Here is a 24,352-nt window from a genome sequence, read left to right on the forward strand (position 1 = left end):
GGGCGGACGTGTCAGCGATAGGCCCTGGCACCGCCGGGCTGAACGAGGCGATGCGCGCAACCCCCCGTGGCCCGGGGTTCACCGCGTGAAACGAGCAACGGGGCCGCGCGAGTGCGAACACTCACGCGACCCCGCTGGGCCGCAGGCCTGTCGGCGCGGCGATTCCCCTCCGATGATCGCCGCGCCCGATTCGGGTTCGGTCGACGGGCGGGCACTACCAGCCGGTGTTGCCCCGCACCGGGATGTTGACGAAACTCGGCCGCTGCGGATCCAGCTGGACGTGCTGGGGCTTCAGCCCCGTGTCGACCAGCATCGGCAGGACCGGAAGGCCCTTCGGGAAGTTGCCCGCATAGACGTCAACGCGCAGGCGGTGGCCGGGCTTCAGCAGGGCTTCGGTCGCCGGGAGGCCGATATCGAGGGTGGTGGCCTCGCCGGGGACGGTAGGCTCGCGCTTCTCGATCGAGGTGAACGGGCGCGGATCGGTGTAGTCGCCGTTGGCCGAGCGAGTGCTGTTGGCCTGGTCGACCTCGCGCAGCGAGGCCATCAGCTGCCCGGACGACAGCACGGTGGACTGGCCGTCGGGCGCCACATCGTTCACGGTCACCACCCAGTAGCCGTCGGCCGCGTCCTGAACGGTGTTGAGCCGCACTGCGATCGGACCGGAGATGGTGGTCGCCTCCGCGACCGGCGCACTGGTGAAGGTCAACCCGTTGAGCTCTTGGATGCGGGAGTCCTTCGCGCAACCGTCGATCACGGACAGCACGCCCGCACTCCCCTGCGCGGCGTCGTTGGAGCACAGGCTGGTCAGCCCGGGCGCCACCGACAGGCGGGCGGTGTCGCCGTTGGCGGCGGCGGTCAACGAACCGTCGTGCACGCTCTGCGCGGTTCCGCTCGGAGCGGCCGACAGATACATCCGCCGGTGGTCGGCGCGCTGATCGGCCGGAGCCGAGGCGCCGAAGCCTTCGCGGGTCACCCAGCCGCCGCCCTGCTGACGCAGCGTCACCGGACCGTAGCTGTCGATGCCGTTGTCGATGCCCTTGAGCCACTTGTCGAACCATGCGCGCTGCAGTACATCCAGGCGCGGCGGCAGTCCGGGCTTGCCGTACTCGTTACCGGAATTCAGGTGATAGGTGTTGCCCATCAACAGCTGCTTCTGGCCGGGCGGCAGCGAGATCTTGTTGTAGATCTTGGATTCGGAATAGGTGAACAGGTCGTGCCACCCACCGACCACGAAGGTCGGGGTCGTGATCTTCGCCGGATCACCGAGCCACGCCTGCCGTTCCGGGCTGGTGTGGTCGAGCATGCCGTGCAGGCGCGGGTCGATGTCGTCGATGTTCACCTTGGTGTAGGCGTTCAGGAAGACGTCGAGGTAGGTGAAGGGCGACGCCATCCGGTCTGCCAGCCACTTCTGGTCGAAGTTGCCGAGGGCGAGTGAGGACACATCGGGCACCCATTTGAGGCCGTTGATGGCGGTCAGCCACAGCGGGATGAAGTTGAAGCCGAATCCGCCGCCCGGCATGAGGACGTCGTTGGCCAGGTCGCTGCCGGGCACGACCGGGAAGATCGCCTTCAGTGCGGCGGGCTGCTTCTCGGCGGCCTGCACTTGGTTGATGCCGGAGTAGGAGATGCCGTTCATGCCGATCTTGCCGGTCGACCACGGCTGGCGGGAGGCCCAGTCGATCACCTCGACGGTGTCGCGCTGTTCCCGATCGCGCAGCATGTCCCAGACACCCTGGGAGAACCCGGTTCCCCGGACATCCACCACCACCTGCGAGTAGCCACTCTTGACGAGCTGGCGGTCGACGGCGAAATTGCGCAGCTCACCACCGGCGAAGGCCTTGGTCAGGTCGGTGACGCCGGACAGCGGCGTACCGCTGAGGTCGATATCGCGCAGCAGTTGCAGCAGGGCGTCCGACAGGCCGGGAATCGAACCCGCATGATCGGCCAGATTCGACACCAACTTGGTGTAGGGCGTCATGTTGACGATGGTCGGGGTTTTCGTGTCAACGGGCCGCCCGGACTCGTCGGCGGGCCGATAGACGTTGCCCTTGAGCACCGTCCCGTCGTCCATCGTGATGGGCACGTCCCATTCGATGTGGATCTTGGGGTACTGCTGGGGGCCGTCGTGGTTCGCCGCCCAGCTCGCACCCGCCGCACCACCGTCCGGGCCTGCCGCTACCGGTGCCGCGAATGCGCTCTGTCCCAGTAGGGGAAACAGCAGCACCGCCGACACCATCATCACAACGGCCCGTAAGACGTACTTCATCGGACGTGACCCACCTCTCGCACTGGTCAGACGCTGAGCAGCCTACACACCACTTACCGGGGAGTAATAATCGTCAGTCACTTAATGTGCTCACGGCTGGTCACGCGGCGGATTCGCGGGGCCGCCCGCGCCGAAGAACACTGACCGACCCAGACGGAAGGGTGCGGGCATCGGGCCGAAACGCTAGCGCGCCGCGCCCCTGAACGGGACGCGGCGCGCTGATCGAAAGGTAGTGCCCGGGCTCTATTTCCCACCCTGGCTCGCCACGGCGGCCGCGCCGGCAGCGGCAGCCTCCGGGTCGAGGTACTCGCGCGGACGCACCGGACGAAGGTCGTCGTCGAGTTCGTAGCGCAGCGGGATGCCGGTGGGGATGTTGAGGCCGGCGATGTCGTCGTCGGAAATCTGGTCAAGGTGCTTGACCAGGGCGCGCAGCGAGTTGCCGTGCGCGGCGACCAGCACGGTCTTGCCCGAAAGCAATTCCTTGGAGATGGTCGACTCCCAGTACGGGACCATCCGGTTCACCACATCGAGCAGGCATTCGGTCTGCGGAACATCGATACCGGCGTAGCGGGGGTCGCCGGTCTGGCTGTACTCGTTGTCGGCTTCGATCGGCGGCGGCGGGGTGTCATAGCTGCGACGCCACAGCATGAACTGGTCATCGCCGTACTTGTCGCGGATCTGCGCCTTGTTCTTGCCCTGTAGCTCGCCGTAATGCCGCTCGTTGAGACGCCAGTCGCGCACGACCGGGATCCAGTGGCGGTCGGCGGCGTCGAGCGCGATATTGGCGGTGCTGATCGCGCGACGCAGCAGCGAGGTGTAGACGATGTCGGGCGCGATGCCGTGCTCGGCGAGCAGCTCGCCGGCCCGCTTGCCCTCGGCGATGCCCTTGTCCGTCAGATGGACATCCACCCAGCCGGTGAACAGATTAAGGGCATTCCATTCGCTCTCGCCGTGGCGCAGCAACACGAGGGTGTACGTCATGCGGGCCATCCTGCCATGGTCGGATCGACGCCGTGCGTGCACCTCGAGCGGCTGACCCGCCGGTCAGGGGGTTGGGTGGAGATACGTCGCGGCGAGGGTTCGCGGGGCAGGCGGCCGTTCGGCGGGGACGGACCGGTTCAGCGCGCGGGCGGACCGGTCCAGCGCAGGCCGGGCGGGCAGGTTCAGTCCGGCGCGGGCAGGTCGGCTGCGAGGATGGCGGCGCCGACCAAGGTCGCACCGTCGGCCAGCGCGGACAGCTCGACCCGCAGGTCTCGGATGAAATTCAAACCCGCGTGCCGGGTAATGGCCGCGCGCATCGGCGCCCACAGCGGTTCACCCGAATCGGCGAAACCGCCCCCGATGACGACGGTGTCGACGTCGAGCAGCGCCGCCGCGGAGCTGATGGCCTGACCGAGCGCCGTCCCGGCACGTTCCAGCGCGGCGCGCGCGATCGGATCGCCGGCAGCCGCCGCCTGCGCCAACTCGACCCCGTTATCCCCCACCCAGCCCTGTTCCCTCGCCCACCGAACCGACGACAATCCGCTGGCGACCGCTTCGACACAACCGACCCCACCGCAGGCGCAGGGCACCTCGCAGCCCGGCACCACGATGTGGCCGATATGCCCGGTGTTGCCGGTCCGGCCCGAGGACACTCGTCCGTCGACCAGCAGCCCGCCGCCGATTCCCGATGACACCGTCATCGCCAGCGCGTTCCGCACACCACGCAACGCACCCGAATGTTGTTCGGCCAGTGCCAGACACGCACCGTCGATGGCGAATCGCACTGCGGCACCGGGAAACAGCTCGCCGACCGCAGCCACGAGGGCGAACCCTTCGCGCCATTCGGGGATATTGAGCGGCCCCGCGATCCCGCCCGGCACATCCACCGGCCCCGCCGATCCGATCCCGACCGCCGTCACCGGCTTCCCCTCGGCGACCTCGAGCAACAGCTGTCGGCAGGCCGGCCACACCCCAGCCGCCGGCACCGGAACCTTTCGCACCGCACGCACCCTGCCCGCGCTGTTGACGAGCCCCGCGGCGAACTTCGTCGCCCCGATATCGAGTGCCAGAACCGCCACCGAGCCTCCCTGATCGTCGTCGCTCGGGAACGATTGTCGCCCAATGAGCCGCGGTCGGCCGGCGCCACGACCTCGAGCGGCAGTGCTTGCCGCGCCCGGGTCTGTCCGCCGATCTCGAAAATCACTGGTGCTCGGTCATCGGCCGACGCATGCTCAGGAACGTGACCGACGACGACCCGCAGATAGTGACCATCTTCCGTTCGCGCCTGCGCCCCGACGCCGAAGCCAACGGCTACTCCGCGATGGCGGACCGCATGGAAGAACGCGCCAGGACCATGCCCGGTTTCCTCGACATCAAATCCTTCACCGCCACCGACGGCGAGCGCGTCTCCATCGTCGTCTTCGACAACCGCGCCCACCACGACGCCTGGCGTGCGGACCCCGAACATCGTCGCGCCCAGCATCTCGGCCGCACCGATTTCTACAGCGAATACTCCATCACCGTCAGCGAACAGTGCCGTCACCACAGCTTCCGGCACATACCGGAACAGGCCTAGGAGTCGCACCCAGCGCGGGTGATTCGGTGGCAGCGGACGCTGACCCGGCGGGCCGCTCGCCCGCGACCCGCCGGTTCACCTGCGCTTCACCGAACTCGCAGAACCCCTTACGCCATTTCCGGCACCCGCAGATGCGCCAACGCCAGTTCGAACTCACGAACGTCGAGTGCCTCGACACCGGCCTCCCGAGCGGCGTCGACCCGCAGGGAAGCCGACTGCTCACGGCCGCGCCGCATGGCCTCGGCGTTGTCGTAAGTGGTGCAGGAGACGGCTCGGCCGGACTTGCGGTTGATCATCAGGCTCGCGCTGCAGAACCCGTCGAGTTCCTCCATCGCGGGCAGTGTGCTGGCCTTGTAGACCTCGACGGCCGCATCGACGCGGCTCGGATCGGTCTTGACCCAGGTTGCCCTCACACAGGCACCTTCGCGGGACAGATGGGCCCGGTGCAGACCGGCGATCTCCCATTCTTCTACGTGCGCGCTCCCGCCGAACAAGGCGATCGCGCGTTCGCGAATCGGACCGACCCGCTCCATGCTGTCGCGCATGGCCGCTTCCGATTCCCAGGAACTCGTGGCGATGCACCGGCCGTTGGTCCGGTCCACCATCAGCGACAATCCGACACACCCTGGTATTTCGTGGAGTTCAGGCAGCACGACATCACGCATATGCGCGATCCCGGCGTCGATAGCGGAGGGTTGCGCCTGAATCGTGGTAGATCGCGCGAACACGACCCACCCCCTCTCTGCTCAGGGCAGCGCCCGGCGGCGCCACCGGTGCCCTTCACGATGCTCCCTCGTGGTCGCGGAGGCAAGGGGCGAAGCTGATCTTCCGGTGACGCCGAAAACCGGCAGGCTAGCTGTTCGCGGGATAGTGCTGGTCGAGCCACTGCTCGAAGGTCGGGCCCGCGATGATCGCGCCGGGACACGGCAGCAGGGCACCCGCGGCCTGCGGGTCCCGGTTCGGATCCTCGTTGTCGGTTATCTCCTGCACCCTGGCCGGGGCACCGCGACGGGCGGCGAGGCGCGCCGTGGCCGCGGCCAGGTTCAGTTCTTCCGGGCCGGCGATCTCGGTCATCTCGAGGGCAGAATCCGCCGTCGCCAGCTTCGCCAGTTCCTCGGCGACCGTGCGTGCGGCGACGAGCTGGGTGCGCGTCGCCGGGACGTAGGCGGTGTCACCGCGGGTCGTCCACTCCACCATCATCTCGGTGAACTCATGGAACTGCGCGGCCCGCAGAATCCGCACCGGCACCGGACCTTCCCGGTAGGCGCGCTCATGGGTGAGCTTGCCCGCGTAGTGGCCAGCGGTGAACGCATCGATGCCGATGATCGACACCAGCACGATCCGTTGTACGCCCGCCGGCGCCGCCCGCTGCACATTCCGGGCGATGGTACGGAAGAAGTCTTGTACCGCAGCGGTTTCCGTCGTCGACGCATTGGTCGCGTCCACCACCGCGTCCACCCCGGTAAGCGCCGATTCCAACCCGGCACCGGTGTAGGCGTCGACCCCTGCCGCCCGAGTCAGTTCGGCAACCTCATGCCCCTGATTCTTCAGCACATCCACGACCTCACGGCCGATCCGTCCACTTGCCCCGAGCACCGCAACCCGCATCATTACCTCCTCCATCCGATGTCCTTCACCGCATCGACGACGTAGGACAGGCGAGTGTGACAACGCTGCGTGCCGCGGCGGAGTTCGGCTCGGGTCAGGCGGCTGGGACCGGGGTGTTGTGACGGGTGGCGACCCACCAGCGGTTGTTCTCCTTGACCAGGACATAGAGGGCGACCATCGCGGGGTCCTCGTCGATGAGGGTGCCGTCGGCGGTGGTTGCCCTCGCCGCCTTGTGCGCGATAGCGATATCGGGGCGGAGGAAGGTGATATCGGTGACTTCGTAGTGGACGTACTCGTTCTTCAGAAAGCCGGCGAGCCCGCGGCGGCCGGCGTCGAGCAGGGCGTCGCGGCCGGTGATCACCGTGCCGACCGCATTGCCCGCCGACGCGTTCGCGGTGAATCCGCTGATCATCAATTCGGCGTCGTTGGTGTTGTAGCCGGTCTCGACATCGGCGACCAGTTGTTCGATCGCGGCGATATCGGCGGTGTGGTCGACGGAGGTGTCTTCGACGACCGGTGGCTCGGATGTTGTTGCGCTCATGATGAACAGCGTGATATCTGAACCATTCTTCAGGTCAAGCGCCACTCGTGCCGGTATCAGGAGGTGCGGCGGGCGAAGCGGCCTGGGTCGGCCTGGTCGCGGGGTTTGACGATGATCTGGTCGAGATTGACGTGGGATGGGCGGGACGCGGTGAAGGCGACGATCTCGGCGATGTCCTGGGCGACCAGCGGGTCGATGCCCTCGTAGACCTTGGCGGCGCGCTCCTCGTCGCCTTCGAAGCGGACGAGGGAGAACTCGGTTTCCACTGCGCCGGGAGCGATTTCGGTGAGGCGGACCGGTTTCCCGAGCAGCTCGCCGCGCAGCGTGCGGTGCAGGACGGCTTGGGCGTGCTTGGCCGTGGTGTAGCCGGAGCCGTTGTCGTAGGCGTGGAAGGCGGCAACGGAGGTGATGGTGACGATGAGTCCGTCGCCGGAGTCGATGAGCTTGGGCAGCAGCGCCTTGGTCACCCGCAGCGTGCCGAGGACATTGGTTTCCCACATCCAGCGCCAGTCGTCGAGATCGGCCTCGGCGACGGTCGCGAGGCCCTTCGCGCCGCCGGCATTGTTCACCAGCACGTCCACCCGCTCGATCGCGTCGGTGAACGCCTGTACCGAATCCTCGGAGGTGACATCGAGTTCGAGCGCGGTACCGCCGATCTCGTCGGCGAGCCGCTGCAGGCGGTCGAGCCTGCGGGCACCGACGTATACGTGGTAACCCTGCTGTGCCAGCTCCCGGGCGGTGGCCTCCCCGATTCCCGAGCTGGCTCCGGTGACGACGGCGGTGCGTTGGCTCATGCTTCCACCTCGCTAGCGCTCGGCTCCAGCACGAGCAAACTCGGGGCTGTGGTGAATGTTCGCTCGCTGCGCTCGCTCATGCGCCAAGCCTAAAGGGATGGATTTCGCCGGCGACCGCCCCGGCCCGAGCCCGACCTGTCCACCGGGGGGAACGCTAGCCTGACGGGCATGGCTATTCGGGACGTCGTCAGTGCTGACGGAACAAGCATCGTCTACCGGGTCAGCGGCCCGGCCGAGGGCAGGCCGCTGGTGCTGTTGCACGGCTGGTCGGCGAATCTGCGGTGCTGGGGTCGGGCTGCCGACGATCTCGCCGAGCGGTACCGGGTGATCGCGGTCGACCTGCGCGGGCACGGGTACTCGGAGGCACCGGAGACCGGCTACGACGACCCGAAGAACTGGGCCGCCGATCTGGCTGCCGTCCTTGCCGCCGAATCGATCGAGTCGGGCGCGGTGCTGCTCGGCTGGTCCTACGGCGGCATCGCGATCAGCGATTACCTGACCGCCTGCGGTACGGCCGCGCTGGCGGGCGTGATCTACACCGGATCGCTGGCCAATATCGGCCCCGACATCCCCGGTGCGGGAGTCGGCCCGGCGATGCAGACCGCGATTCCGTCGGTGTTCGAGGAGAGCGCGGGCCGGGCCATGCGCGGATTCGCGGCGTTCGGCAACTCCAATACCGGACCGGGCGCGGACAAGGGCGCCGACGCCCAGCGTTTGTTCGGCGCGAGCCTGTCGACCCCACCGTTCGTGCGCAAGGCGCTGTTCTATCGCACCGTGGACAACTCCGAGACCCTGCGCAACCTCGATATTCCGGTGCTGGTGCTACACGGGACCGCCGACCCGGTGGTGCCGTTCGACAACGGCCGATACATCGCCGAACTGGCCCCGAAATCGCGCACGTCGTTCTGGGAGGACGCCCAGCACGGCCTGTTCATCGAGGATCGCGAACGCTTCGTCCGCGAGGTCGGCGAGTTCATCGACGACCTCTGAACCACCTGAGCCGAGCACTGCACGACCCGGGCCCGAGCGTCCGCCTCGGATCGGGTGACCACCCTCACGGCCGCTTTGTGATGGCTGTCACTCGTCGGGAAGCGGGCGCCTGAACGCAGCGTTACACCATGCAGTATGGACATCGTGAGTGAACGCCCGGAACCACCGCCCCGTCGGATCGCGGTGTTGTCGGTGCACACCTCACCACTCGCGCAGCCCGGTACCGGCGATGCGGGCGGCATGAATGTCTACGTGCTGCAGACCGCCATCGAGCTTGCTCGTCGCGGCACCGAGGTGGAGATCTTCACCCGCGCTACCTCTTCGAATGTTCCGCCGGTGCAGGAAGCCGCGCCGGGCGTGCTGGTGCGCAACGTGGTTGCGGGCCCGTTCGAGGGCCTGGACAAGCACGATCTGTCCACCCAGCTGTGCCCGTTCACCGCCGAGGTGCTGCGCCAGGAAGCTCGGCATCTGCCCGGCCACTACGACCTGGTGCACTCGCATTACTGGCTGTCCGGTCAGGTGGGCTGGCTGGCCCGCGACCGCTGGCGGGTGCCGCTGGTGCATACCGCGCACACCCTCGCGGCGGTGAAGAACGCCGCGCTGGCCGAGGGCGACTGTCCGGAACCGGCGACCCGCGAGATCGGCGAGAAGCAGGTGATCGCGGAGGCCGACCGCATGGTGGCCAATACCGGTGAGGAGGCGCGTCAGCTCGTCGAGCTCTATGGCGCCGATACCGACCGCATCGACGTGGTCCCGCCGGGCGCCGATCTGAGCCGCTACTGTCCTGGCGACAAGGCCGCCGCCCGCGCCGAGTTGGGACTGTCGACCGATGAGCAGGTCGTCGCGTTCATCGGCCGCATCCAGCCGCTGAAGGCTCCCGACGTCCTGGTGCGCGCCGCAGCCGCGGCCCTGCAACGCGATCCACACCGGAAGCTGCGGGTGCTCATCGTCGGCGGGCCGTCGGGTAGTGGGCTCAAGCGCCCGGATGCTCTCATCGAACTCGCCGCCGAACTCGGCATCGCCGATCGGGTGACGTTCCTGCCGCCGCAGTCCGCGGACCGGCTGGTGCAGATCTATCGCGCCGCCGACCTCGTCGCGGTCCCGAGCTACAACGAATCCTTCGGCCTGGTCGCGCTGGAGGCGCAGGCCAGCGGCACCCCGGTGCTCGCCGCCGATGTGGGCGGGCTCGGCACCGCGGTCCGCGATCAGCACACCGGTCTACTCGTTCCCGGCCACCGCACCGATGATTGGGCCGACGCCCTCACCGGCCTCCTCGACGCACCCGTCAGGCTCGAGCAGATGGGCGCCCGTGCCGTCGAGCACGCCGCGGAATTCTCCTGGGCGCACACCGCCGACGGCCTGCTGGCCAGTTATTCGGCGGCGCTGTCGCGGTTCGCCGGCGAACGCGCCGGGCTCGGCGGCATCACCGCCGCCGCGGGCAGGCCCACTATCCTCGGCGACAGTCAGGCCAGATCGCGGGCGCTGTGGCGGCGCCGGACAGGAGCACGCCGATGAGCCGGGCATCCGAGGCAGCGGCCACCGCGGACGTGATCGACGCGACGCTGGCCGACCGCGAGATCGAATACACCCGGCCCGCCCACGACACCTTCGTCGTCGTCCTGCCCGGTGAGCGCAAGCTGAAGACCACGCTGATGCTCACCGTCGGCAAGCACGGTGTGCGCATCGAATCGTTCGTCTGCCGCAAGCCCGACGAGAACTTCGAGGGCGTCTACAAATACCTGCTTCGCCGCAATCGCAAGCTCTACGGCGTGGCCTACACCCTCGACCGAGTCGGTGACATCTACCTGGTCGGCCGGATGTCCACGCACGCCGTCATTCCCGACGAGCTCGACCGCATCTTCGGCCAGGTGCTCGAAGCCGTCGACTTCGACTTCAACACCCTGCTCGAACTCGGATTCGCCGAATCCATCCGCAAGGAATGGAAATGGCGGGTCTCGCGCGGGGAATCATTGAAAAACCTGCGCGCGTTCGAGCATCTCATCGAGGAGTCTCCCGACACCTGAACCGACCGGGTCAGCGCCCGCCCGCCGGTTGCGGGGGTACCGGGGTCGCGGAGACCGTCGTCGCGGGCTTGCCGGTGAGCGCCGACATCGACTTCCACGTCGCCCAATCGATGGTCCAGTCGTAGAGATCGCCATCCGCGGCCGAGAGTTCGATCCTGGTGCCGGTGACCTCGACGGGATCGCCGTAGCGCGCGGTCGGGAAATACGCCTCCGCATCGCCGGGTGAGAGGTTGATGCAGCCATTGGTGACATTGGCCGCGCCCTGTGCCGATAGCGACGCCGGGTTGGCATGAATGAATTCGCCGTTGTTGGAGATGCGCACGGCCCAGCGTTCACGAACGTTCTCGTAGTACGGCGGATTCGACATCATGAAGTCCTCGTACTTCTCGGTCACCACATGGATGCCCGAGCGGGTGACATTGCGCGCCTCGTTGCCCTCGCCGTAGCTGACCGGGAAATCGAAGACGACGGCACCGTCGCGCACCACCTGCATGCGGTGGCTCGGCGCATCGGCCTTGACGATCTGCGCCCGTCCGATGGTGAAGTCGGAGGTGATGTCGGAGTCGCCGTAGGTGCCGTTGCCGAGGTCGAGGCCATAGAGCATGGCCGAGACATGCACGGTGGTGCCGGGCGCCCAGTACTCCTTGGGGCGCCAGTGCAGCCGGGAGCCACCGTTGTCGTCGGGGAACCAGGCCCACGCGCCTTCGGTGGGCGGATCGGTGGTGACGGTGAGCGCCTTCTCCACCGCGGCCTTGTTCTGCACCGACCCCTTGAATTGCAGGATGATCGGCGCGGCGATACCGACTTCCTGACCGTCGCCGATATTGAGCGTGGCCGGGACGGTCGCCTTCGGAGCGAGCGTGCTGAAGGTGCCGTCGATGGGGACGGGTTTGCCGTCGGTGCCGATCGCGGTGCCGGTCCAGGTGTAGGACGAGTCGTAGCCCAGCGGTTCGGTGGTGCGGTAGCTGCGCTTGTCCGGTGACACCTCGCCCGTGACCTGCTTGCCGTTGGCGTTGGTCAGGGCGATCTGATTGATGGTGCCGTTCTCGACGGTCACCGAAACGGGGGCGGTCGGGCTGACGTCGGCGGCATCGTCGTCCGGTGTCATGGTGACCGAGGCGATCGGATCGTCGGCAGCCGGTCCGGAACCCGCACCCCGGTCGATCGTGCACCCGGCGACCAGCGCCACCACCGCGAGCAGCACGCCCGCCACAGCGACAGCCGGCCGGAACGTGTCTGGTCGGTTGCTCACTCCATCGAATCTACGCTCGGCAAACCGCCCGCCCGACCACACCCGCGCCGGATCGCCTGCGTACGGGTGTGTGATCGACCACGTCGGCGGGAAAGTTTGCTACCGGCAAACCAGCGCGACAGCAATCTGTCAGCTATCGACCCGGGTGAGCTGTCAGAGGGTGATCCCGACGGTGACCGGCTCGGGCACCAGCCGGATGCCGAACCGTTCGGCAACCCCGTCCCGGACGATGCGGGCCAGCTCGACCAGGTCGGTCGCCGTCGCCGCACCCCGGTTGGTCAGCGCCAGCGTGTGCTTGGTCGACAACCGGGCAGCCGCGCCCGGGCCCGGGAACCCCTTGGCGAAACCGGCGCGCTCGATCAGCCACCCGGCCGACAGCTTCACGCCATCCGGCGCGGGATACGTCGGTATGGCGTCTCCGCCGACGTATGCGCTGATCTTCCCGAGTACCTGCTCCGCCTCGGCCTGCGGCACCACCGGATTGGTGAAGAACGAGCCCGCGCTCCACGTGTCGTGGTCGGCGGAGTCGAGCACCATCCCCTTACCCGCGCGCAGCGTCAGCACCGCCTCCCTGACCTGCACGGCGGGCCGGGTCTGCGCATCGGTCGCGCCGAGCACCCGAGCGAGCTCCCCGTACCGCAGCGGTGCACTGGCACCACTGGGGTCCAGCGCGAACTCCACCGCCAGCACCACCGCACGATCGCTGTGCTTGAGCACACTGGTTCGGTAACCGAAACCCAGTTCGGCCGGATCGGCCCAGCGGACCCCGCCGGTGGTGCGGTCGAGCAACTGGACCCGGCGCAGCAATCGGTCGACCTCGACGCCGTACGCGCCGACGTTCTGTACCGGCGTCGCCCCTGCCGAACCCGGAATCCCGGACAGGCATTCCAGCCCGCCGAATCCGGCGTCGACGGTGGCCGCGACCACCGAGTCCCAGTTGGCCCCGGCCTCGGCGAGCACACTGTCGGCACCGAAAGTGACCGCGTCGTTGGCCACCCGCACTACCACACCGGCGAACCCGGCATCGTCGATGAGCAGATTGGAGCCACCGGCGAGCAGAAGCAGCGGCACACCGGCGCTATCGAGGGCACGGACAGTCGCCACCAGGGCATCGGTGTTCGCGCAGTCGGCGACGGTGGCCGGTCCGCCGACCCGCAGCGTCGTCAGGTCCGCGAGGCGTACCCCATCGCGGACCGCCGCACCGGTCCCCGACAGCAGGTCACGCACTTGTTCCGATGACACCAACCGTGAAGTTCGCACAGCCAGACGGTAGCGTGTCCGACCATGGCTACACCCCTGGCGTATACGGCCCGCTACACCCATCCGGTCGCTGCCGTGCGCGCGGCGTTCGGCGACGAGCAGTACTGGAAGGACCGGATCGCGGCCGTCGGCGGGCCGAATGCCCGGCTGGAGTCGGTCACCGTCGAGGGTGAACAGGTGCACGTCGAGGTGGTGCAGGCCATCGCCGCCGAACTGCTGCCCGCAGCGATCACCGCGGTTCGCCCCGGTGACCTGATCATTCCGCGTACCGAGAGCTGGACCGGCAATTCCGCCACGTTCGAGGCCCGCGTGGAGGGTGCGCCCGCTGAAGTCCGCGGGACGATAACCCTCAGCGATGTCGACGCGGGCGCTACCGCTGTGGTCGACGGCGGGATCGAGGTCAAGGTTCCACTGTTCGGCGGCAAGATCGAGGCCGCGATCGCCGAACGCCTCACCGAACTGCTGGCCGAGGAGACCGAGTTCACCAACGCTTGGCTCTCCGAGAACTGACGCGCTGCGACGCCGACGGCGTCGCCGGGGACCGGTGTGTGGCCGGTCCCTTCTTCCACCGCCCGGCGATGCCGTGGCAACCGGTCCCGGTAACGTAATCGCCCATGGCTCGACGACTGGACTACTCCGCCCGCTACCCGCTGCACACCACCAAAGAGCTGTACGCGGCGCTGTCGAACCGGGATTACTGGGAGGCCCGGATCGAGGAGATGCGGAAGTACTCCCCCAACGACGTGGTCAGCCTCGAATCCGATGACGACGGGATCGAGGTGGTACTGCACCACATCCTGCCGCGCGACACTCTGCCCGAGATCGCGCAGACGGTGATCCGCAAGGACATGGTGATCACGCGTAAGGAAAGCTACGGTCCGTTCGGACCCGAGGTCACCGGAAAATACTCCGCCTCCATCCCCGCGGGCCCTGGCAGCCTCACCGGAACCATGCACCTGTTCCCCACCGAGACCGGCTGCACCATGCGCTTCTCCTCCGAGGCGAAGGTGTTCATCCCGATGGTCGGCCCGCGCCTCGAGCAACTGATGCTGGTCAACCTCGTCGACCTGTTCCGTGCCGAGGCCGAGGTGACCCAGACGTGGTTGGAAGAGCAAAACCCCACGCAATAGGCGTGATCACTCGCGGCACCACCGGCGTCAACCGGTTGCGTCGCAGTGACCGCTGGCTGATCAACGACGACCTGGTCACCGCAAGGCTCGGCGCGGCCACCGACCCGCTGGTGGTCGATCTCGGCTACGGCGCGAGCCCGTGGACGACCTTCGAGCTGGCCGAACGACTGCGGACGATACGGCCGGACGTGCGCGTGGTCGGTCTGGAGATCGACCCGGAGCGCGTGGTGCACGGACGCGACGGCGTGAGTTTCGCCCGCGGTGGTTTCGAACTCGCCGGACTGCGACCGGTGCTGGTCCGCGCGTTCAACGTCTTGCGCCAGTACCCGGAATCGGCCGTCCCCGACGCCTGGTCGACGATCCTGTCCGGTCTGGCCCCCGGCGGCCTGCTGGTCGACGGCACCTGCGACGAGCTCGGGCGACGGAGTGCATGGGTGCTGCTTGACCGCGCCGGCCCGCTGTCGCTCACCCTGGCCTGGGACCCGTTCACCGTCGAGCGTCCTTCCGATATCGCCGAACGTCTCCCGAAGGTGTTGATCCACCGCAACATTCCCGGCGAAGGCGTGCACGCGCTGCTCACCGCCGCCGACCGCGCCTGGTCGCATGCCGCGGCGCTGGCACCGTTCGGCCCGCGCGTGCGCTGGCGGGCCGCCGCGAAACTACTGCGCGAGCAGGGCTTTCCGGTCCGGGACTATCGCAGGCGGATGCGCGACAACGTGTTGTCGGTGCCGTGGCAGACGGTCGCACCGTCGTAGCACAGGGACCGGATCAGCCTGCGGCGAGTGCGCGCCGGACCCGCACCGTCGCCCAGGTGCCGAGAGTTTCCCCCGCCGCACGGATCTCGTCGGCATCGCAACGGTGAATGGCGAGCGCATCGGCAACCACCTCGTCCAGCGCCGACTGAGCGATATCGGATTCGGCGAGATCGAGCACCGTGCGTACGGGTGTGGTCACCAGAAACGGGCCGGCCGATTCGAGGTCGGCGCTCGGTAGCCGCCTGCGCAGCACCACCACCCGCTGAGTGACCGGCGGACGACCGGCGGCCGCGGACAGATGCAGGAAGTTCGGATGCAACCGCCCGATCCCGTGCAGATCCGCGGCACTCTGATGCGATACCGCCACCGCACCGTCGAACCAGGCCGCCCACATCGCGCATTCGTCCAGGGGACCCTCCGGCCAATTCGCCATCCGCAGCATGCCGACGCCGGTCCTGGTCACCGAGCCGTTGCCGAGGCAGGCACGCACGCGATCGGCGCAACCGGTGCGCAACACCTGACGGGTGGTGAAGAAGCCTGCGTGACGCCCGGCCAGCCGGCACAACACCCGCCAGCCGCGACCGGAATCCCCGCTTGCGGGCGCGAGAGGATCGGGAAGGAAACCAGGACTGCGCCTCGCCGCTTCACCGGCCATGGGAACCAGGCTACCGGGCAATCTTGTGGCACATGTCACAATCAGTGCGGCTCGCCTACAAGACATCCCTCACCGCACCCTCAGAGCCGACACAGAAACGTCGGGAAGAATCTGCTGCATGCCCACGAAGATCCGCTCCGCACTGACGGTCAGTCGCCGCACCCTGGTGATCGCCCTGATCGCGGTGACCGCGTTGCTGGCCACCGTGCTGGTCGGCGGTGAGGCGTATGCGCGCCATGCGGTCTCGAGCTGTGTCAGCAGCCAGTTCGAGAAGGAGATGGGCTCCAAGATCGACGTCGGGTTCGGCGTCAAGCCGATGCTGGTGACCTGGGTCGACGGCAAGCTGCCCGAGGTGAACGTCAACAGTGACGACGTGAAGTTCGGCCCGGCCGTCGGCATGCGGGTGCATGCGAAGTTCCATGACATCGAGGTCACCGACAACGGCCGCGGCGGCGCCGCGATCGGTCGCTCCACCGCCGACGTCACCTGGAGCAACGACGGCATCCGCCGGACTCTCGGCGGACTGGTGAGCGATGTCAGCTCCTCCTCCGCCGACGGCAAACTGACCATGGATGTGCTCGGCGGCCTCGCCCAGGTAGCGGTGCAGCCGCGGATCGCCGATGGCACCGTGCAGGTCGATATCGAATCCGCTCATGTGCTCGGCATCGGTTTGCCCACAGACCTGGTCCAGGACATCGCCGATCTGCTGTCGCAGAGCCTGCAGGTCTACCCGTTCGAGATGCAGCCGACCGGCCTCGAGGTAACCGACGACGGCCTCCGGGTGCAGCTGGCCGGCGGCCCTGCCGAGCTGCCCGCCGGGAACGAAGGCAGCTCGTCCTGCTGAGCGACGCGGCCGCGCACCGATGCCGCATCAGCGCTGCGCACCTGCGTTCAGACCGCGAAACCCTCCAGTACCGCACGGGATTTGGACAAGCCGAGACGGGTGGCGCCCGCCGCGATGAGTTCGGCGGCCGCCGCCGCGGTGCGGATACCACCGCTGGCCTTGACGCCGAGCCGTCCGCCGACGGTCTCCGCCATCAGCTCGACCGCATGCACGCTGGCACCGCCGGCAGGATGAAATCCCGTGGAGGTCTTCACGAAATCGGCGCCCGCCCGTTCGGCGGCCCGGCAGACCTGCACGATCGCCTCGTCCGGCAACGCGGCGGATTCGATGATCACCTTCAGCAGCGCCCGATCCCCGACTGCTTCACGCACCGTCACGACATCGGCGAGCACGGCCGTGTATTCGCCCGCGACGGCGGCACCGACGTCGATGACCATATCCACCTCGGCCGCGCCCTGATCGACGGCGAGCCTGGCCTCGGCACCCTTGACGAGCGAATGATGTTTGCCGGATGGGAATCCCGCGACGGTGGCCACCGCGAGTCCCGGCGCCCGCACCGGCAACATCGACGGCGACACACAGATCGCGTACACGCCGAGCTCGCGGGCCTCGCGCACCAACTCCGCCACATCGTCGGCGGTCGCCTCCGGCGCCAGCAGGGTGTGGTCGATCATGTCGGCCACTTCGGCACGGGTCAGCGACGCGGAATCTGGCATGGGCAAAGTCTGGCACATCGGCGCAGCGCCCCGCCCCGGGCAGGAATCGGATTGCGCGCCAGGGACAGTTCACGCACACTTCTACTGGTCGCGAAGAGAGGACAACCGTGCTGATCCGACGCGAACGCGCCGGCGACACCGACGCCATCGCCGCAGTCCACCGCAGCGCCTTCGGCCCGCAGTACTCCGGCCGAGACGCCGAAGAACCCCCCGAAGTCGATCTCGTCGAGCGCCTGCGCAGCGATGCCGGCTGGATACCGACGCTGTCGATGGTCGCGGTGGAGCACGATGCCGTCATCGGACACGTCTGCCTGACCCGCGCGGCCGTCGGTCCTTTCCCGGTGCTCGCCCTCGGCCCGATCGGAGTGCTCGGCGACCATCAGGGCGATGGTGTCGGCGCGGCGCTCATGCACGCCGTGATCGGCGCCGCCGACGCACTGGACGAGCCGCTCATCGGCCTGGTCGGCCATCTCGACTACTACCCGCGCTTCGGCTTCGTCCCCGGCACCCGCGTCGGCATCGCGCCCGACGAGCCGAGCTGGGCGAGCCACTTCCAGGTCCGCGCACTCACCGCGTACGACGCGCAGATCCTCGGCGAGTTCCACTACGCGGAACCGTTCTACAGCTGATTACCGATGAGGTGGCGCACTCGGTGCGGGTGAGACTTTCTCACCTGCGAGGATGGGCGCATGAGTGCTGCACCCTCCGTCTCCGACGAACGTCGCTATGTGCTGACCCTCGGCTGCCCGGACCGCCCGGGCATCATCGCCGAGATCACCTCGTTCATCGCAGGTTTCGGTGGGTCGATCATGGAGGCCGGCTATCACTCCGATGTGGAGACCGGCTGGTTCTTCACCCGTCAGGCGATCAAGGCCTCGACGGTGCCGTTCGACCTCGGCGAGCTACGCACCCGCTTCGCCGCTGTGGCCGCGAGCCTCGGCTCCGAGACCGACTGGCAGTTGCACGATTCGGGGGCGCGGCGGCGGGCGGTGCTTCTGGTCAGCAAGGACGGGCACTGCCTGCACGATCTGCTCGGCCGGGCGGCCTCCGGTGAGCTACCGGCCACCATCGAAGCCGTCATCGGCAACCACCTCGATCTGGCCGAGATCACCGAGGCACACGGGGTGAAGTTCCATCACGTGCCGTTCCCGAAGAATCCGGCCGAACGCGGTCCAGCCTTCGAACAGGTCCGCACCCTGGTCGACGCACACGATCCGCATGCGGTGGTCCTGGCACGCTTCATGCAGGTACTGCCCCCGGAACTCTGCGAGCACTGGGCCGGCCGGGCGATCAACATCCACCACAGCTTCCTGCCGTCGTTCGTCGGCGCGCGCCCCTACCACCAGGCGTTCGTGCGCGGGGTCAAGCTCATCGGCGCCACCTGCCACTACGTGACGCCGGAACTGGATGCGGGCCCCATCATCGAACAGGACGTGATCCGCATAGATCACGCCGACGAGGTTCGCGACATGGTGCGTCAGGGCCGCGATATCGAGCGGGTCGTGCTCGCGCGCGGGCTGCGCTGGCATCTGGAGGGCCGGGTGCTGGTGCACGGCCGCAGGACCGTGGTGTTCAACTAGGAGAACGTCCCGCCATCGCTTCTGCCGTGCGCGGTCTGACGACGGGCTTGAATCAGCCGACGGCTTCGACCGGCTGATGCACCGCGTCGAGGACGCGCGCGAGTTCCTCGTTGAACCGCTCATGGGCCTCGACGTTGCCGAGGTGACCGGTCGGCAGGACCTGGTAGCGGACCAGGCTGCCTGTTTCGGCGAGGATGTCGGCGAGCTGGTCGGAGTGCACCACCGGGGTCATATCGTCGAATTCGCCGGCCAGCAGAGTGGTCGGAACGACCAGGTTGCGGGCGGAATCGGCGAGGTGCATATCGGCGAGCAGGAAACCGAACTTCGCGCGGACCGAGGCCGGGCATGAGCGCACGACTGCCATGCTGAAATCGACCAGTTCGCGCGGCGCCGCAAGACTCATGATCTGGCGGGCGAAGACCCAGCGGACCGGGGCGATCGGCGGGAAGAGGACGGGGGTACCGAGACCGAGGCGGCCGAACCAGAACGGCAGCGGGATGGTGCGGCCGCCCAGCCAGGACAGCGGCTTGTTGAACGGCGGCACCACGGTGGTCTCGGCGACCAGCGAATGTGGGCCGGTGTTGGTGAGCAGCACGGCCTCGGCCTGTGCGGTGACGCGATCGGGGTGCTTACCCGCCCATGCTTGCAGCGTCATACCGCCGAGGCTGTGCCCGACGAGCACCGCGCGCTGCCCCGGACGCAGAGCGGCATCGAGCACCGCGCACAGGTCGTCGGCGAGCAGATTGCAGTCGAGGGGGCTGGACCCGAGCTCGCTCTCCCCGTGCCCGCGCTGGTCGTAGGCGACCACGCGGTAGTCACCGGCAAAGGCGTTGATCTGCGGGTACCAGTACTCGATGGCGCAGGTCCACCCGTGCACGAGCACGATGACGTCGCCGTCGGCAGGTCCATACGCGTGCACGCGCAGCCGAGCACCGTCCGAAGCCGTCACCGGGATGACGTCGTGCGGGACGGTCGGCGGATTCAGCGCGGCGTTGTCATAGGTGCGCGACCGCAGGTTCGCACGGTGCACATCCAGCAGGCCCCGAAGCTGGGTCGAGACGCTCGCCAACGCATTCGGCAACATTGCACGCATTGGACACTCCTTTGTGTTACTGCGAGATACAGTAACCAATGGAGCGCGCGCTAGCTAGTGCTAGCACCGAGGAAAATCGGGAGAACAGTCGTTCACCAGCGGGGACGGCGCCGAAATTCTCTTCGACCCGGCCGGATCTCGAATGGGCACTGCCGGAAGAGCCCGCCCGCAGACCGTGCCTGGCCGCAGCGAATGGGGAGGTACGGACCGCGCATGGCCGCCGCGACGGCGGAGGTCCGCTTACCAGCGGGGACCGCGCTGGATCTCGTCCACCTTCGGACGCACATCGGCGAGGTAGATACCGGTCGCGATGATGGCGATGAACGCGAACAAGCCGAGCCCGGCAAACGACAGCAGCAGAAGTAGCACCGCTACACCGAGGATGGCGAGCCAGATCGGCTTGGTCAGCTTGTCTACCGCCGTAAACGCGTCAGGGCGCTGACGTAGGGCATGGATCAGCGCGAATATGGTCGCGCCGAAAGCCAGCAGCCACAGCACGAGCACGATCAGGCCGGTAACACCCTGCGCAATTTCCACTCCACCATGATAGGAGCAACGGCCGCCGCTCAGCCGGATCCCGCCGCGGTCGGCACTGAAAAGGCAGCGACCCCGCACACCAGTGGTGTACGGGGTCGCCGGAAAGCAAGCCCGGTCCGCCCTCAGCGGGCGTCCGGCATGCGGATCAAGCCTTCTTGGCAGCAGTCTTGCGCGCCGGGGCCTTCTTCGCCGGGGTGGTGGCCTTGGCAGCCGCGGTCTTGGCCGGAGCCTTCTTGGCCGGCGCCTTCTTGGCGGCCGGGGCAGGAGCGGACTCGGTGGTGACCTCGACGACCTCGGCGTCGACAACAGCCTCGGCGGCAGCGTCGGCCTCGTCCTCGATGGCATCGGCCGAACGACCGATCAGGTCGTTGACCCGGCCGAGCACGTCCTCGGCCCGCTCGGCGGCATCCTTGTACAGCGACTCGACCCGCCCGACCTGCTCCTCGACCAGGTGGTTGGCGCGCAGCCGGTCCACGGTCTCCTCACCGCGCGTTGCGAGGTCGGAGTACAGGTCGACGACCTGGCGGTAGTACTGCTCGGCCAGTTTGCGCAGCTCATCGGAGGTGAACTTCTCGCGCAGCTCTGCGAGGTCCTCTGGCAGCTCGGACGGCAGGCCCGACAGCCGCTCGCGCAGCGAATCGAACTGGCCCTGCACGTCGGCAGGCAGGTTGGCGATGCGCTCGCGGGCCTCGTCGACCCGGCCGGTCACATCGGCGGACTGAGCGCGCTCGCGCACCTGGGTCACGGCATCGAGGACGGCGGTGTAGACGGCGTCACCCGCACCGACGGTGGCGTAGAGCGGCTTGGTGGTGGCGTTGTCGGTCATGTTTCGTTCTCCTGGCGTGGCGGAGTGTCGGTCGTAATATGCGGAACGGCGCTGTCCCAGTCATCCCCCCCTGATTCGTTCCCTCCGTTTTCCCGGCGAAACGATTCATAGATCTCCAGCAAGACCTGCTTCTGCCGTTCACTGATCGATGTGTCGGCAAGCAGGGCATCCCGGACCGGGCTGTGCGGCCGTTGCTCGAGATAGCCGGCCCGGACGTACAGCACCTCCGAGGACACTCGTAGCGCCTTCGCGATCTGCGCGAGGACCTCGGCGGACGGGTTACGCAATCCGCGCTCGATCTGACTGAGATACGGGTTACTCACCCCCGCCAGCTGCGCGAGCTGCCGCAGCGAGACCTGAGCGGCCTCACGTTGCGACCTGATGAAACCTCCGATGTCGTGCGCCGCGTTGGTTACGCGGCCCGCCCTTTCCCCGAGTCCGGAACCATCGTCCGGCTCCTCGGCGTGCTGGGCGGAAACCTCGGGCTGGTCTGCCATCACTCACCTTCTGGCGGTAGTACGTAACCAATGCTAGGACAGGGTGCTAACTATTGCAAGCACTTGTGTTAGCACCCTTCGGGCAAACGTCCGGCGTATCTGTCTCAGCCGCCGAACATCAGATGCGAAATCGTGTAGATCGCAAGCCCGGCAAGCGATCCAACCACCGTGCCGTTGATCCGGATGAACTGCAGATCGCGACCGACCTGCAACTCGATTTTCTTACTCGCCTCTTCCGCATCCCACCTGGCAACGGTATCGCTGACGATGGTGGCGATCTCGTCCGCATAGTTGGCCGCCAGATACCGCGCACCGCGCTCGATCCATCCGTCGACCTTGGCGCGGGTCTGCTCATCATCGCGCAGTTGCTCGCCGAGCGCCTGGACGTTCTCGGCAACCTTGCGCCGCAATGTGCTGTTGGGATCATCGGCCGACTCCAGGATCAGCCGTTTGGCCGCGCGCCAGGTGGCCTCCGCCATCCCGGTGATCTCCTCGCGGCCCATGATCTGGGACTTGATCCGCTCGGCCTTGGCGACCATCGCCTCGTCGTGCTGCAGATCGTCGGCGAACTGCTCGAGGAAGCGATTGGCCGCGAGCCTGACCTCGTGATCCGGTGTCGAGCGCACCTTCCAGGTGAATTCGACCAGTTCCCGATAGATCTTCTCCGACAGCAAGATGTTGACGAACTTCGGCGCCCACTGCGGCGCGTCGCGCAACACCACCCGGTCGATCGTCTCCTGGCTGCCGAGCGCCCATTGGTGCGCGCGCTCGGCGAGCAGATCCAGCAGCGGCAACTGACGGTTGTCGGCCAGCAGTTCCGCGAGCACCCGCCCGATCGGCGGACCCCACTGCGGTTCGGCGATCCGCTTGACGATCGTGTTGTCGATGACCTGCTCGACGTCCTCATCGCGCAGCACCCCGACCACCGCACGCAGGATCGTCGAACTCTCCTGCGCCACCCGCGCGGCATTGCCCGGATCGGCCATCCACCGTCCGACCCGCCAGGACACCTGCGCCGAATTGACCTTCGCGGTCACCACCTCGGGAGAGAGGAAGTTGGTGCCGACGAAGCTGCCGAGGCTGGCGCCGAGCTGATCCTTCTTCCGTTTGATGATGGCCGTATGCGGGATGGGCAGGCCGAGCGGATGCCGGAACAGCGCCGTCACCGCGAACCAGTCGGCCAGTGCGCCGACCATGCCCGCCTCGGAGGCGGCCCGTACATAGCCGACCCAGTCACCGCCACCGCCACGCGACTCGAGCCAGCGGCAGCCGAGGTAGATCGCGGTTGCCACTGCGAGCAGGCCGGTGGCCAGCGACTTCATCTTCCACAGGTCGCGCCGTTTGCTCGCGTCGTCGGTGAAGGACGCGAAGCTGCTCGGCATCTTCGCCTGCGCATCGGCGGCGTCGGAGCGGCGGTCACCGATGACCGCGGTATCGCCGGGAGCGTTCTGCATGTCCTCCATTCTGCTGGCGTTTTCCGGTTCCGGACCGCTGCCGTGACCAAGTGGAGGGTCGCGAGCGGCAGCCTGCGGGCGTGACTTAGCTCGCATCGACCCCCCGAATGCGGTGATCGGCACCCCCAAACCGGCCTGCCGGGGAGTAATGGGACCTAAGCTGGACCCACGGATCCGTAACGAACGAGGGAGCCCACCCTGTCCACCGAAGACCTTGTCGACGTCGGCGAGCGCGCCGAGCGACCGGCGGCGGTGCGCACCGGCCATACCGATGGCCGCAAACGCCGGTGGCGACAGCACAAGATCGACCGCCGCGAGGAGCTGGTCGACGGCACTCTCGCCGCGGTGCGCGCCCGCGGCAGCAGCGCGGGTATGGATGAGATCGCCGCCGAGATCGGCGTCTCCAAGACCGTGCTGTACCGCTATTTCGCGGATAAGAACGATCTGGTCCACGCCACCATGCAGCGGTACATCGAGATCACCCTGATGCCCCGCGTCTACGGCGCGATCAGCCTCGACGCCGACGAGTACCAGCTGGTCCGCACCGCACTCGGCGAATATGTCGGCGCGGTCGACGAGGACCCAGAGGTCTATCGATTCATCATGGGCAACGGCTCGGCCGACCAGTCCTCGCTGGCCGAGTTCGAGAAGCTGTTCGCCGAGGTCGTCGCGGCCGCCATCATCAGCAGGGCCGCAGATCTCGACCTCGAAACCGAGGGCGCGATGCTGTGGTCGTATGTGCTCGTCGGCGGAATCCAGCTGGCGACGCACTGGTGGACCACCGACAAGACCATGTCGCGTGAGGCTGTCATCGACTACCTGTCGATGATGGCCTGGAGCGCCATCGAGGGCATGGCGCGCGCCGGCGGTTCCCGCACCAAGTTCAATGCGATGTCGCATGTGCTGCCGGAGCAGGCAGCCACCACCGAGGCCGCTGCGGAAAACACCGAAGGCACCGTCTGAGCCAGTACCC

The 24,352-nt window shown here is 67.6% G+C and carries 27 protein-coding genes; 11 read left to right on the top strand and 16 right to left on the bottom strand.

Features of this window, described 5'->3' with window-relative positions; genetic code table 11:
- Positions 1 to 214 precede the first annotated feature (214 nt).
- The 3 genes from GV792_RS08010 to GV792_RS08020 form a co-directional block, all read right to left on the bottom strand.
- A complete protein-coding gene (locus GV792_RS08010) occupies positions 215 to 2,266 on the bottom strand; it encodes a CocE/NonD family hydrolase (RefSeq protein WP_163823290.1) in 2,052 nt (683 codons plus the stop codon).
- Positions 2,267 to 2,509: 243 nt separating this feature from the next.
- Positions 2,510 to 3,247: a phosphoglyceromutase gene (locus GV792_RS08015; RefSeq protein WP_163823292.1), complete on the bottom strand. Its 738-nt coding sequence runs from the start codon at positions 3,245 to 3,247 to the stop codon at positions 2,510 to 2,512.
- A 182-nt stretch (positions 3,248 to 3,429) separates the two neighbouring features.
- A complete protein-coding gene (locus GV792_RS08020; RefSeq protein WP_163823294.1) occupies positions 3,430 to 4,326 on the bottom strand; it encodes an ROK family protein in 897 nt (298 codons plus the stop codon).
- Positions 4,327 to 4,487: 161 nt separating this feature from the next.
- Between GV792_RS08020 and GV792_RS08025 the strand changes: the two genes are divergently transcribed.
- On the top strand, positions 4,488 to 4,823 hold the full coding sequence (locus GV792_RS08025; RefSeq protein WP_309138564.1) for an antibiotic biosynthesis monooxygenase family protein: 336 nt from the start codon (positions 4,488 to 4,490) through the stop codon (positions 4,821 to 4,823).
- A gap of 107 nt (positions 4,824 to 4,930) precedes the next feature.
- Here GV792_RS08025 and GV792_RS08030 read toward each other — a convergent pair whose 3' ends face one another.
- From GV792_RS08030 to GV792_RS08045, 4 genes are all read right to left on the bottom strand, one after another.
- Entirely contained in the window at positions 4,931 to 5,551 is a 621-nt protein-coding gene (locus GV792_RS08030; RefSeq protein ID WP_163823298.1) for an antibiotic biosynthesis monooxygenase, read from the bottom strand.
- A 124-nt stretch (positions 5,552 to 5,675) separates the two neighbouring features.
- Positions 5,676 to 6,446: an SDR family oxidoreductase gene (locus GV792_RS08035; RefSeq protein ID WP_175583329.1), complete on the bottom strand. Its 771-nt coding sequence runs from the start codon at positions 6,444 to 6,446 to the stop codon at positions 5,676 to 5,678.
- A gap of 79 nt (positions 6,447 to 6,525) precedes the next feature.
- Complete coding sequence (locus GV792_RS08040; protein WP_163823300.1) at positions 6,526 to 6,972, bottom strand: SgcJ/EcaC family oxidoreductase; 447 nt, start codon at positions 6,970 to 6,972, stop codon at positions 6,526 to 6,528.
- A 56-nt stretch (positions 6,973 to 7,028) separates the two neighbouring features.
- On the bottom strand, positions 7,029 to 7,766 hold the full coding sequence (locus GV792_RS08045) for an SDR family NAD(P)-dependent oxidoreductase (protein WP_163823302.1): 738 nt from the start codon (positions 7,764 to 7,766) through the stop codon (positions 7,029 to 7,031).
- 168 nt (positions 7,767 to 7,934) lie between these two features.
- Between GV792_RS08045 and GV792_RS08050 the strand changes: the two genes are divergently transcribed.
- The 3 genes from GV792_RS08050 (at position 7,935) to GV792_RS08060 (ending at position 10,780) form a co-directional block, all read left to right on the top strand.
- A complete protein-coding gene (locus tag GV792_RS08050) occupies positions 7,935 to 8,756 on the top strand; it encodes an alpha/beta fold hydrolase (protein WP_163823304.1) in 822 nt (273 codons plus the stop codon).
- A 135-nt stretch (positions 8,757 to 8,891) separates the two neighbouring features.
- Positions 8,892 to 10,271 carry a D-inositol-3-phosphate glycosyltransferase gene (mshA, locus tag GV792_RS08055; RefSeq protein WP_163823306.1) on the top strand — a complete coding sequence of 460 codons (1,380 nt, stop codon included), beginning with the start codon at positions 8,892 to 8,894 and terminating at the stop codon, positions 10,269 to 10,271.
- Positions 10,268 to 10,780, top strand: coding sequence for a type III secretion system chaperone family protein (locus GV792_RS08060; RefSeq protein ID WP_163823308.1), 513 nt, complete (start codon positions 10,268 to 10,270; stop codon positions 10,778 to 10,780). Before mshA ends, GV792_RS08060 begins: the two co-directional genes overlap by 4 nt.
- 10 nt (positions 10,781 to 10,790) lie before the next feature.
- On the opposite strand, the gene GV792_RS08065 is transcribed toward GV792_RS08060, so the two are convergent.
- A complete protein-coding gene (locus GV792_RS08065) occupies positions 10,791 to 12,032 on the bottom strand; it encodes a L,D-transpeptidase (protein ID WP_175583065.1) in 1,242 nt (413 codons plus the stop codon).
- Positions 12,033 to 12,185: 153 nt separating this feature from the next.
- The gene (locus tag GV792_RS08070) at positions 12,186 to 13,274 is read right to left on the bottom strand and encodes a UDP-N-acetylmuramate dehydrogenase (RefSeq protein ID WP_375154325.1); all 1,089 of its coding nucleotides are present in this window, start codon (positions 13,272 to 13,274) and stop codon (positions 12,186 to 12,188) included.
- Between the two features lie 42 nt (positions 13,275 to 13,316).
- On the opposite strand from GV792_RS08070, the gene GV792_RS08075 reads away from it, so the two are divergent.
- From GV792_RS08075 to GV792_RS08085, 3 genes are all read left to right on the top strand, one after another.
- A complete protein-coding gene (locus GV792_RS08075; RefSeq protein ID WP_163823312.1) occupies positions 13,317 to 13,802 on the top strand; it encodes a DUF2505 domain-containing protein in 486 nt (161 codons plus the stop codon).
- Positions 13,803 to 13,906: 104 nt separating this feature from the next.
- Positions 13,907 to 14,422: a DUF2505 domain-containing protein gene (locus tag GV792_RS08080; protein ID WP_163823314.1), complete on the top strand. Its 516-nt coding sequence runs from the start codon at positions 13,907 to 13,909 to the stop codon at positions 14,420 to 14,422.
- Positions 14,419 to 15,177, top strand: a complete 759-nt coding sequence (locus GV792_RS08085; protein WP_309138567.1) for a class I SAM-dependent methyltransferase — start codon at positions 14,419 to 14,421, stop codon at positions 15,175 to 15,177. The genes GV792_RS08080 and GV792_RS08085 overlap by 4 nt, the downstream gene beginning before the upstream one ends.
- 13 nt (positions 15,178 to 15,190) lie before the next feature.
- On the opposite strand, the gene GV792_RS08090 is transcribed toward GV792_RS08085, so the two are convergent.
- Entirely contained in the window at positions 15,191 to 15,832 is a 642-nt protein-coding gene (locus tag GV792_RS08090) for a hypothetical protein (protein WP_256668018.1), read from the bottom strand.
- A gap of 118 nt (positions 15,833 to 15,950) precedes the next feature.
- Here GV792_RS08090 and GV792_RS08095 point away from each other — a divergent pair, with 118 nt between their 5' ends.
- Positions 15,951 to 16,676, top strand: coding sequence for an LmeA family phospholipid-binding protein (locus GV792_RS08095; RefSeq protein ID WP_163823318.1), 726 nt, complete (start codon positions 15,951 to 15,953; stop codon positions 16,674 to 16,676).
- A gap of 47 nt (positions 16,677 to 16,723) precedes the next feature.
- Here the strand turns inward: GV792_RS08095 and deoC are convergent, their stop codons facing one another.
- Complete coding sequence (deoC, locus tag GV792_RS08100; protein ID WP_163823320.1) at positions 16,724 to 17,392, bottom strand: deoxyribose-phosphate aldolase; 669 nt, start codon at positions 17,390 to 17,392, stop codon at positions 16,724 to 16,726.
- Between the two features lie 107 nt (positions 17,393 to 17,499).
- Here deoC and GV792_RS08105 point away from each other — a divergent pair, with 107 nt between their 5' ends.
- A complete protein-coding gene (locus GV792_RS08105) occupies positions 17,500 to 18,021 on the top strand; it encodes a GNAT family N-acetyltransferase (RefSeq protein ID WP_163823323.1) in 522 nt (173 codons plus the stop codon).
- 60 nt (positions 18,022 to 18,081) lie between these two features.
- The gene (gene purU / locus GV792_RS08110) at positions 18,082 to 18,972 is read left to right on the top strand and encodes a formyltetrahydrofolate deformylase (RefSeq protein ID WP_163823325.1); all 891 of its coding nucleotides are present in this window, start codon (positions 18,082 to 18,084) and stop codon (positions 18,970 to 18,972) included.
- Between the two features lie 52 nt (positions 18,973 to 19,024).
- On the opposite strand, the gene GV792_RS08115 is transcribed toward purU, so the two are convergent.
- The 5 genes from GV792_RS08115 to GV792_RS08135 form a co-directional block, all read right to left on the bottom strand.
- Positions 19,025 to 20,065, bottom strand: a complete 1,041-nt coding sequence (locus tag GV792_RS08115) for an alpha/beta fold hydrolase (protein ID WP_163823328.1) — start codon at positions 20,063 to 20,065, stop codon at positions 19,025 to 19,027.
- A 240-nt stretch (positions 20,066 to 20,305) separates the two neighbouring features.
- The gene (locus GV792_RS08120) at positions 20,306 to 20,602 is read right to left on the bottom strand and encodes a DUF2516 family protein (protein WP_104360649.1); all 297 of its coding nucleotides are present in this window, start codon (positions 20,600 to 20,602) and stop codon (positions 20,306 to 20,308) included.
- Between the two features lie 145 nt (positions 20,603 to 20,747).
- Entirely contained in the window at positions 20,748 to 21,428 is a 681-nt protein-coding gene (locus tag GV792_RS08125; protein ID WP_163823330.1) for a heparin-binding hemagglutinin, read from the bottom strand.
- Positions 21,425 to 21,925, bottom strand: coding sequence for a helix-turn-helix domain-containing protein (locus GV792_RS08130; protein WP_163823332.1), 501 nt, complete (start codon positions 21,923 to 21,925; stop codon positions 21,425 to 21,427). The genes GV792_RS08125 and GV792_RS08130 overlap by 4 nt, the downstream gene beginning before the upstream one ends.
- A 104-nt stretch (positions 21,926 to 22,029) precedes the next feature.
- Positions 22,030 to 23,379, bottom strand: a complete 1,350-nt coding sequence (locus GV792_RS08135) for a DUF445 domain-containing protein (protein WP_175583066.1) — start codon at positions 23,377 to 23,379, stop codon at positions 22,030 to 22,032.
- A gap of 252 nt (positions 23,380 to 23,631) precedes the next feature.
- On the opposite strand from GV792_RS08135, the gene GV792_RS08140 reads away from it, so the two are divergent.
- Positions 23,632 to 24,342, top strand: coding sequence for a TetR/AcrR family transcriptional regulator (locus tag GV792_RS08140; RefSeq protein ID WP_163823334.1), 711 nt, complete (start codon positions 23,632 to 23,634; stop codon positions 24,340 to 24,342).
- Positions 24,343 to 24,352 lie beyond the last annotated feature (10 nt).

Origin of the sequence: Nocardia cyriacigeorgica (genome assembly GCF_010868145.1) — a bacterium.
Classification (GTDB): domain Bacteria; phylum Actinomycetota; class Actinomycetes; order Mycobacteriales; family Mycobacteriaceae; genus Nocardia; species Nocardia cyriacigeorgica_D.

What these genes read in the sequence shown, in the direction of transcription:
- GV792_RS08010 (WP_163823290.1), bottom strand. Translation starts at nt 2,266, where the DNA reads ATGAAGTACGTCTTACGGGCCGTTGTGATGATGGTGTCGGCGGTGCTG.
- GV792_RS08015 (WP_163823292.1), bottom strand. Translation starts at nt 3,247, where the DNA reads ATGACGTACACCCTCGTGTTGCTGCGCCACGGCGAGAGCGAATGGAAT.
- GV792_RS08035 (WP_175583329.1), bottom strand. Translation starts at nt 6,446, where the DNA reads ATGGAGGAGGTAATGATGCGGGTTGCGGTGCTCGGGGCAAGTGGACGG.
- GV792_RS08040 (WP_163823300.1), bottom strand. Translation starts at nt 6,972, where the DNA reads ATGAGCGCAACAACATCCGAGCCACCGGTCGTCGAAGACACCTCCGTC.
- GV792_RS08045 (WP_163823302.1), bottom strand. Translation starts at nt 7,766, where the DNA reads ATGAGCCAACGCACCGCCGTCGTCACCGGAGCCAGCTCGGGAATCGGG.
- GV792_RS08050 (WP_163823304.1), top strand. Translation starts at nt 7,935, where the DNA reads ATGGCTATTCGGGACGTCGTCAGTGCTGACGGAACAAGCATCGTCTAC.
- mshA (WP_163823306.1), top strand. Translation starts at nt 8,892, where the DNA reads ATGGACATCGTGAGTGAACGCCCGGAACCACCGCCCCGTCGGATCGCG.
- GV792_RS08060 (WP_163823308.1), top strand. Translation starts at nt 10,268, where the DNA reads ATGAGCCGGGCATCCGAGGCAGCGGCCACCGCGGACGTGATCGACGCG.
- GV792_RS08075 (WP_163823312.1), top strand. Translation starts at nt 13,317, where the DNA reads ATGGCTACACCCCTGGCGTATACGGCCCGCTACACCCATCCGGTCGCT.
- GV792_RS08080 (WP_163823314.1), top strand. Translation starts at nt 13,907, where the DNA reads ATGGCTCGACGACTGGACTACTCCGCCCGCTACCCGCTGCACACCACC.
- GV792_RS08090 (WP_256668018.1), bottom strand. Translation starts at nt 15,832, where the DNA reads ATGGCCGGTGAAGCGGCGAGGCGCAGTCCTGGTTTCCTTCCCGATCCT.
- GV792_RS08095 (WP_163823318.1), top strand. Translation starts at nt 15,951, where the DNA reads ATGCCCACGAAGATCCGCTCCGCACTGACGGTCAGTCGCCGCACCCTG.
- deoC (WP_163823320.1), bottom strand. Translation starts at nt 17,392, where the DNA reads ATGCCAGATTCCGCGTCGCTGACCCGTGCCGAAGTGGCCGACATGATC.
- purU (WP_163823325.1), top strand. Translation starts at nt 18,082, where the DNA reads ATGAGTGCTGCACCCTCCGTCTCCGACGAACGTCGCTATGTGCTGACC.
- GV792_RS08115 (WP_163823328.1), bottom strand. Translation starts at nt 20,065, where the DNA reads ATGCGTGCAATGTTGCCGAATGCGTTGGCGAGCGTCTCGACCCAGCTT.
- GV792_RS08125 (WP_163823330.1), bottom strand. Translation starts at nt 21,428, where the DNA reads ATGACCGACAACGCCACCACCAAGCCGCTCTACGCCACCGTCGGTGCG.
- GV792_RS08130 (WP_163823332.1), bottom strand. Translation starts at nt 21,925, where the DNA reads ATGGCAGACCAGCCCGAGGTTTCCGCCCAGCACGCCGAGGAGCCGGAC.
- GV792_RS08135 (WP_175583066.1), bottom strand. Translation starts at nt 23,379, where the DNA reads ATGCAGAACGCTCCCGGCGATACCGCGGTCATCGGTGACCGCCGCTCC.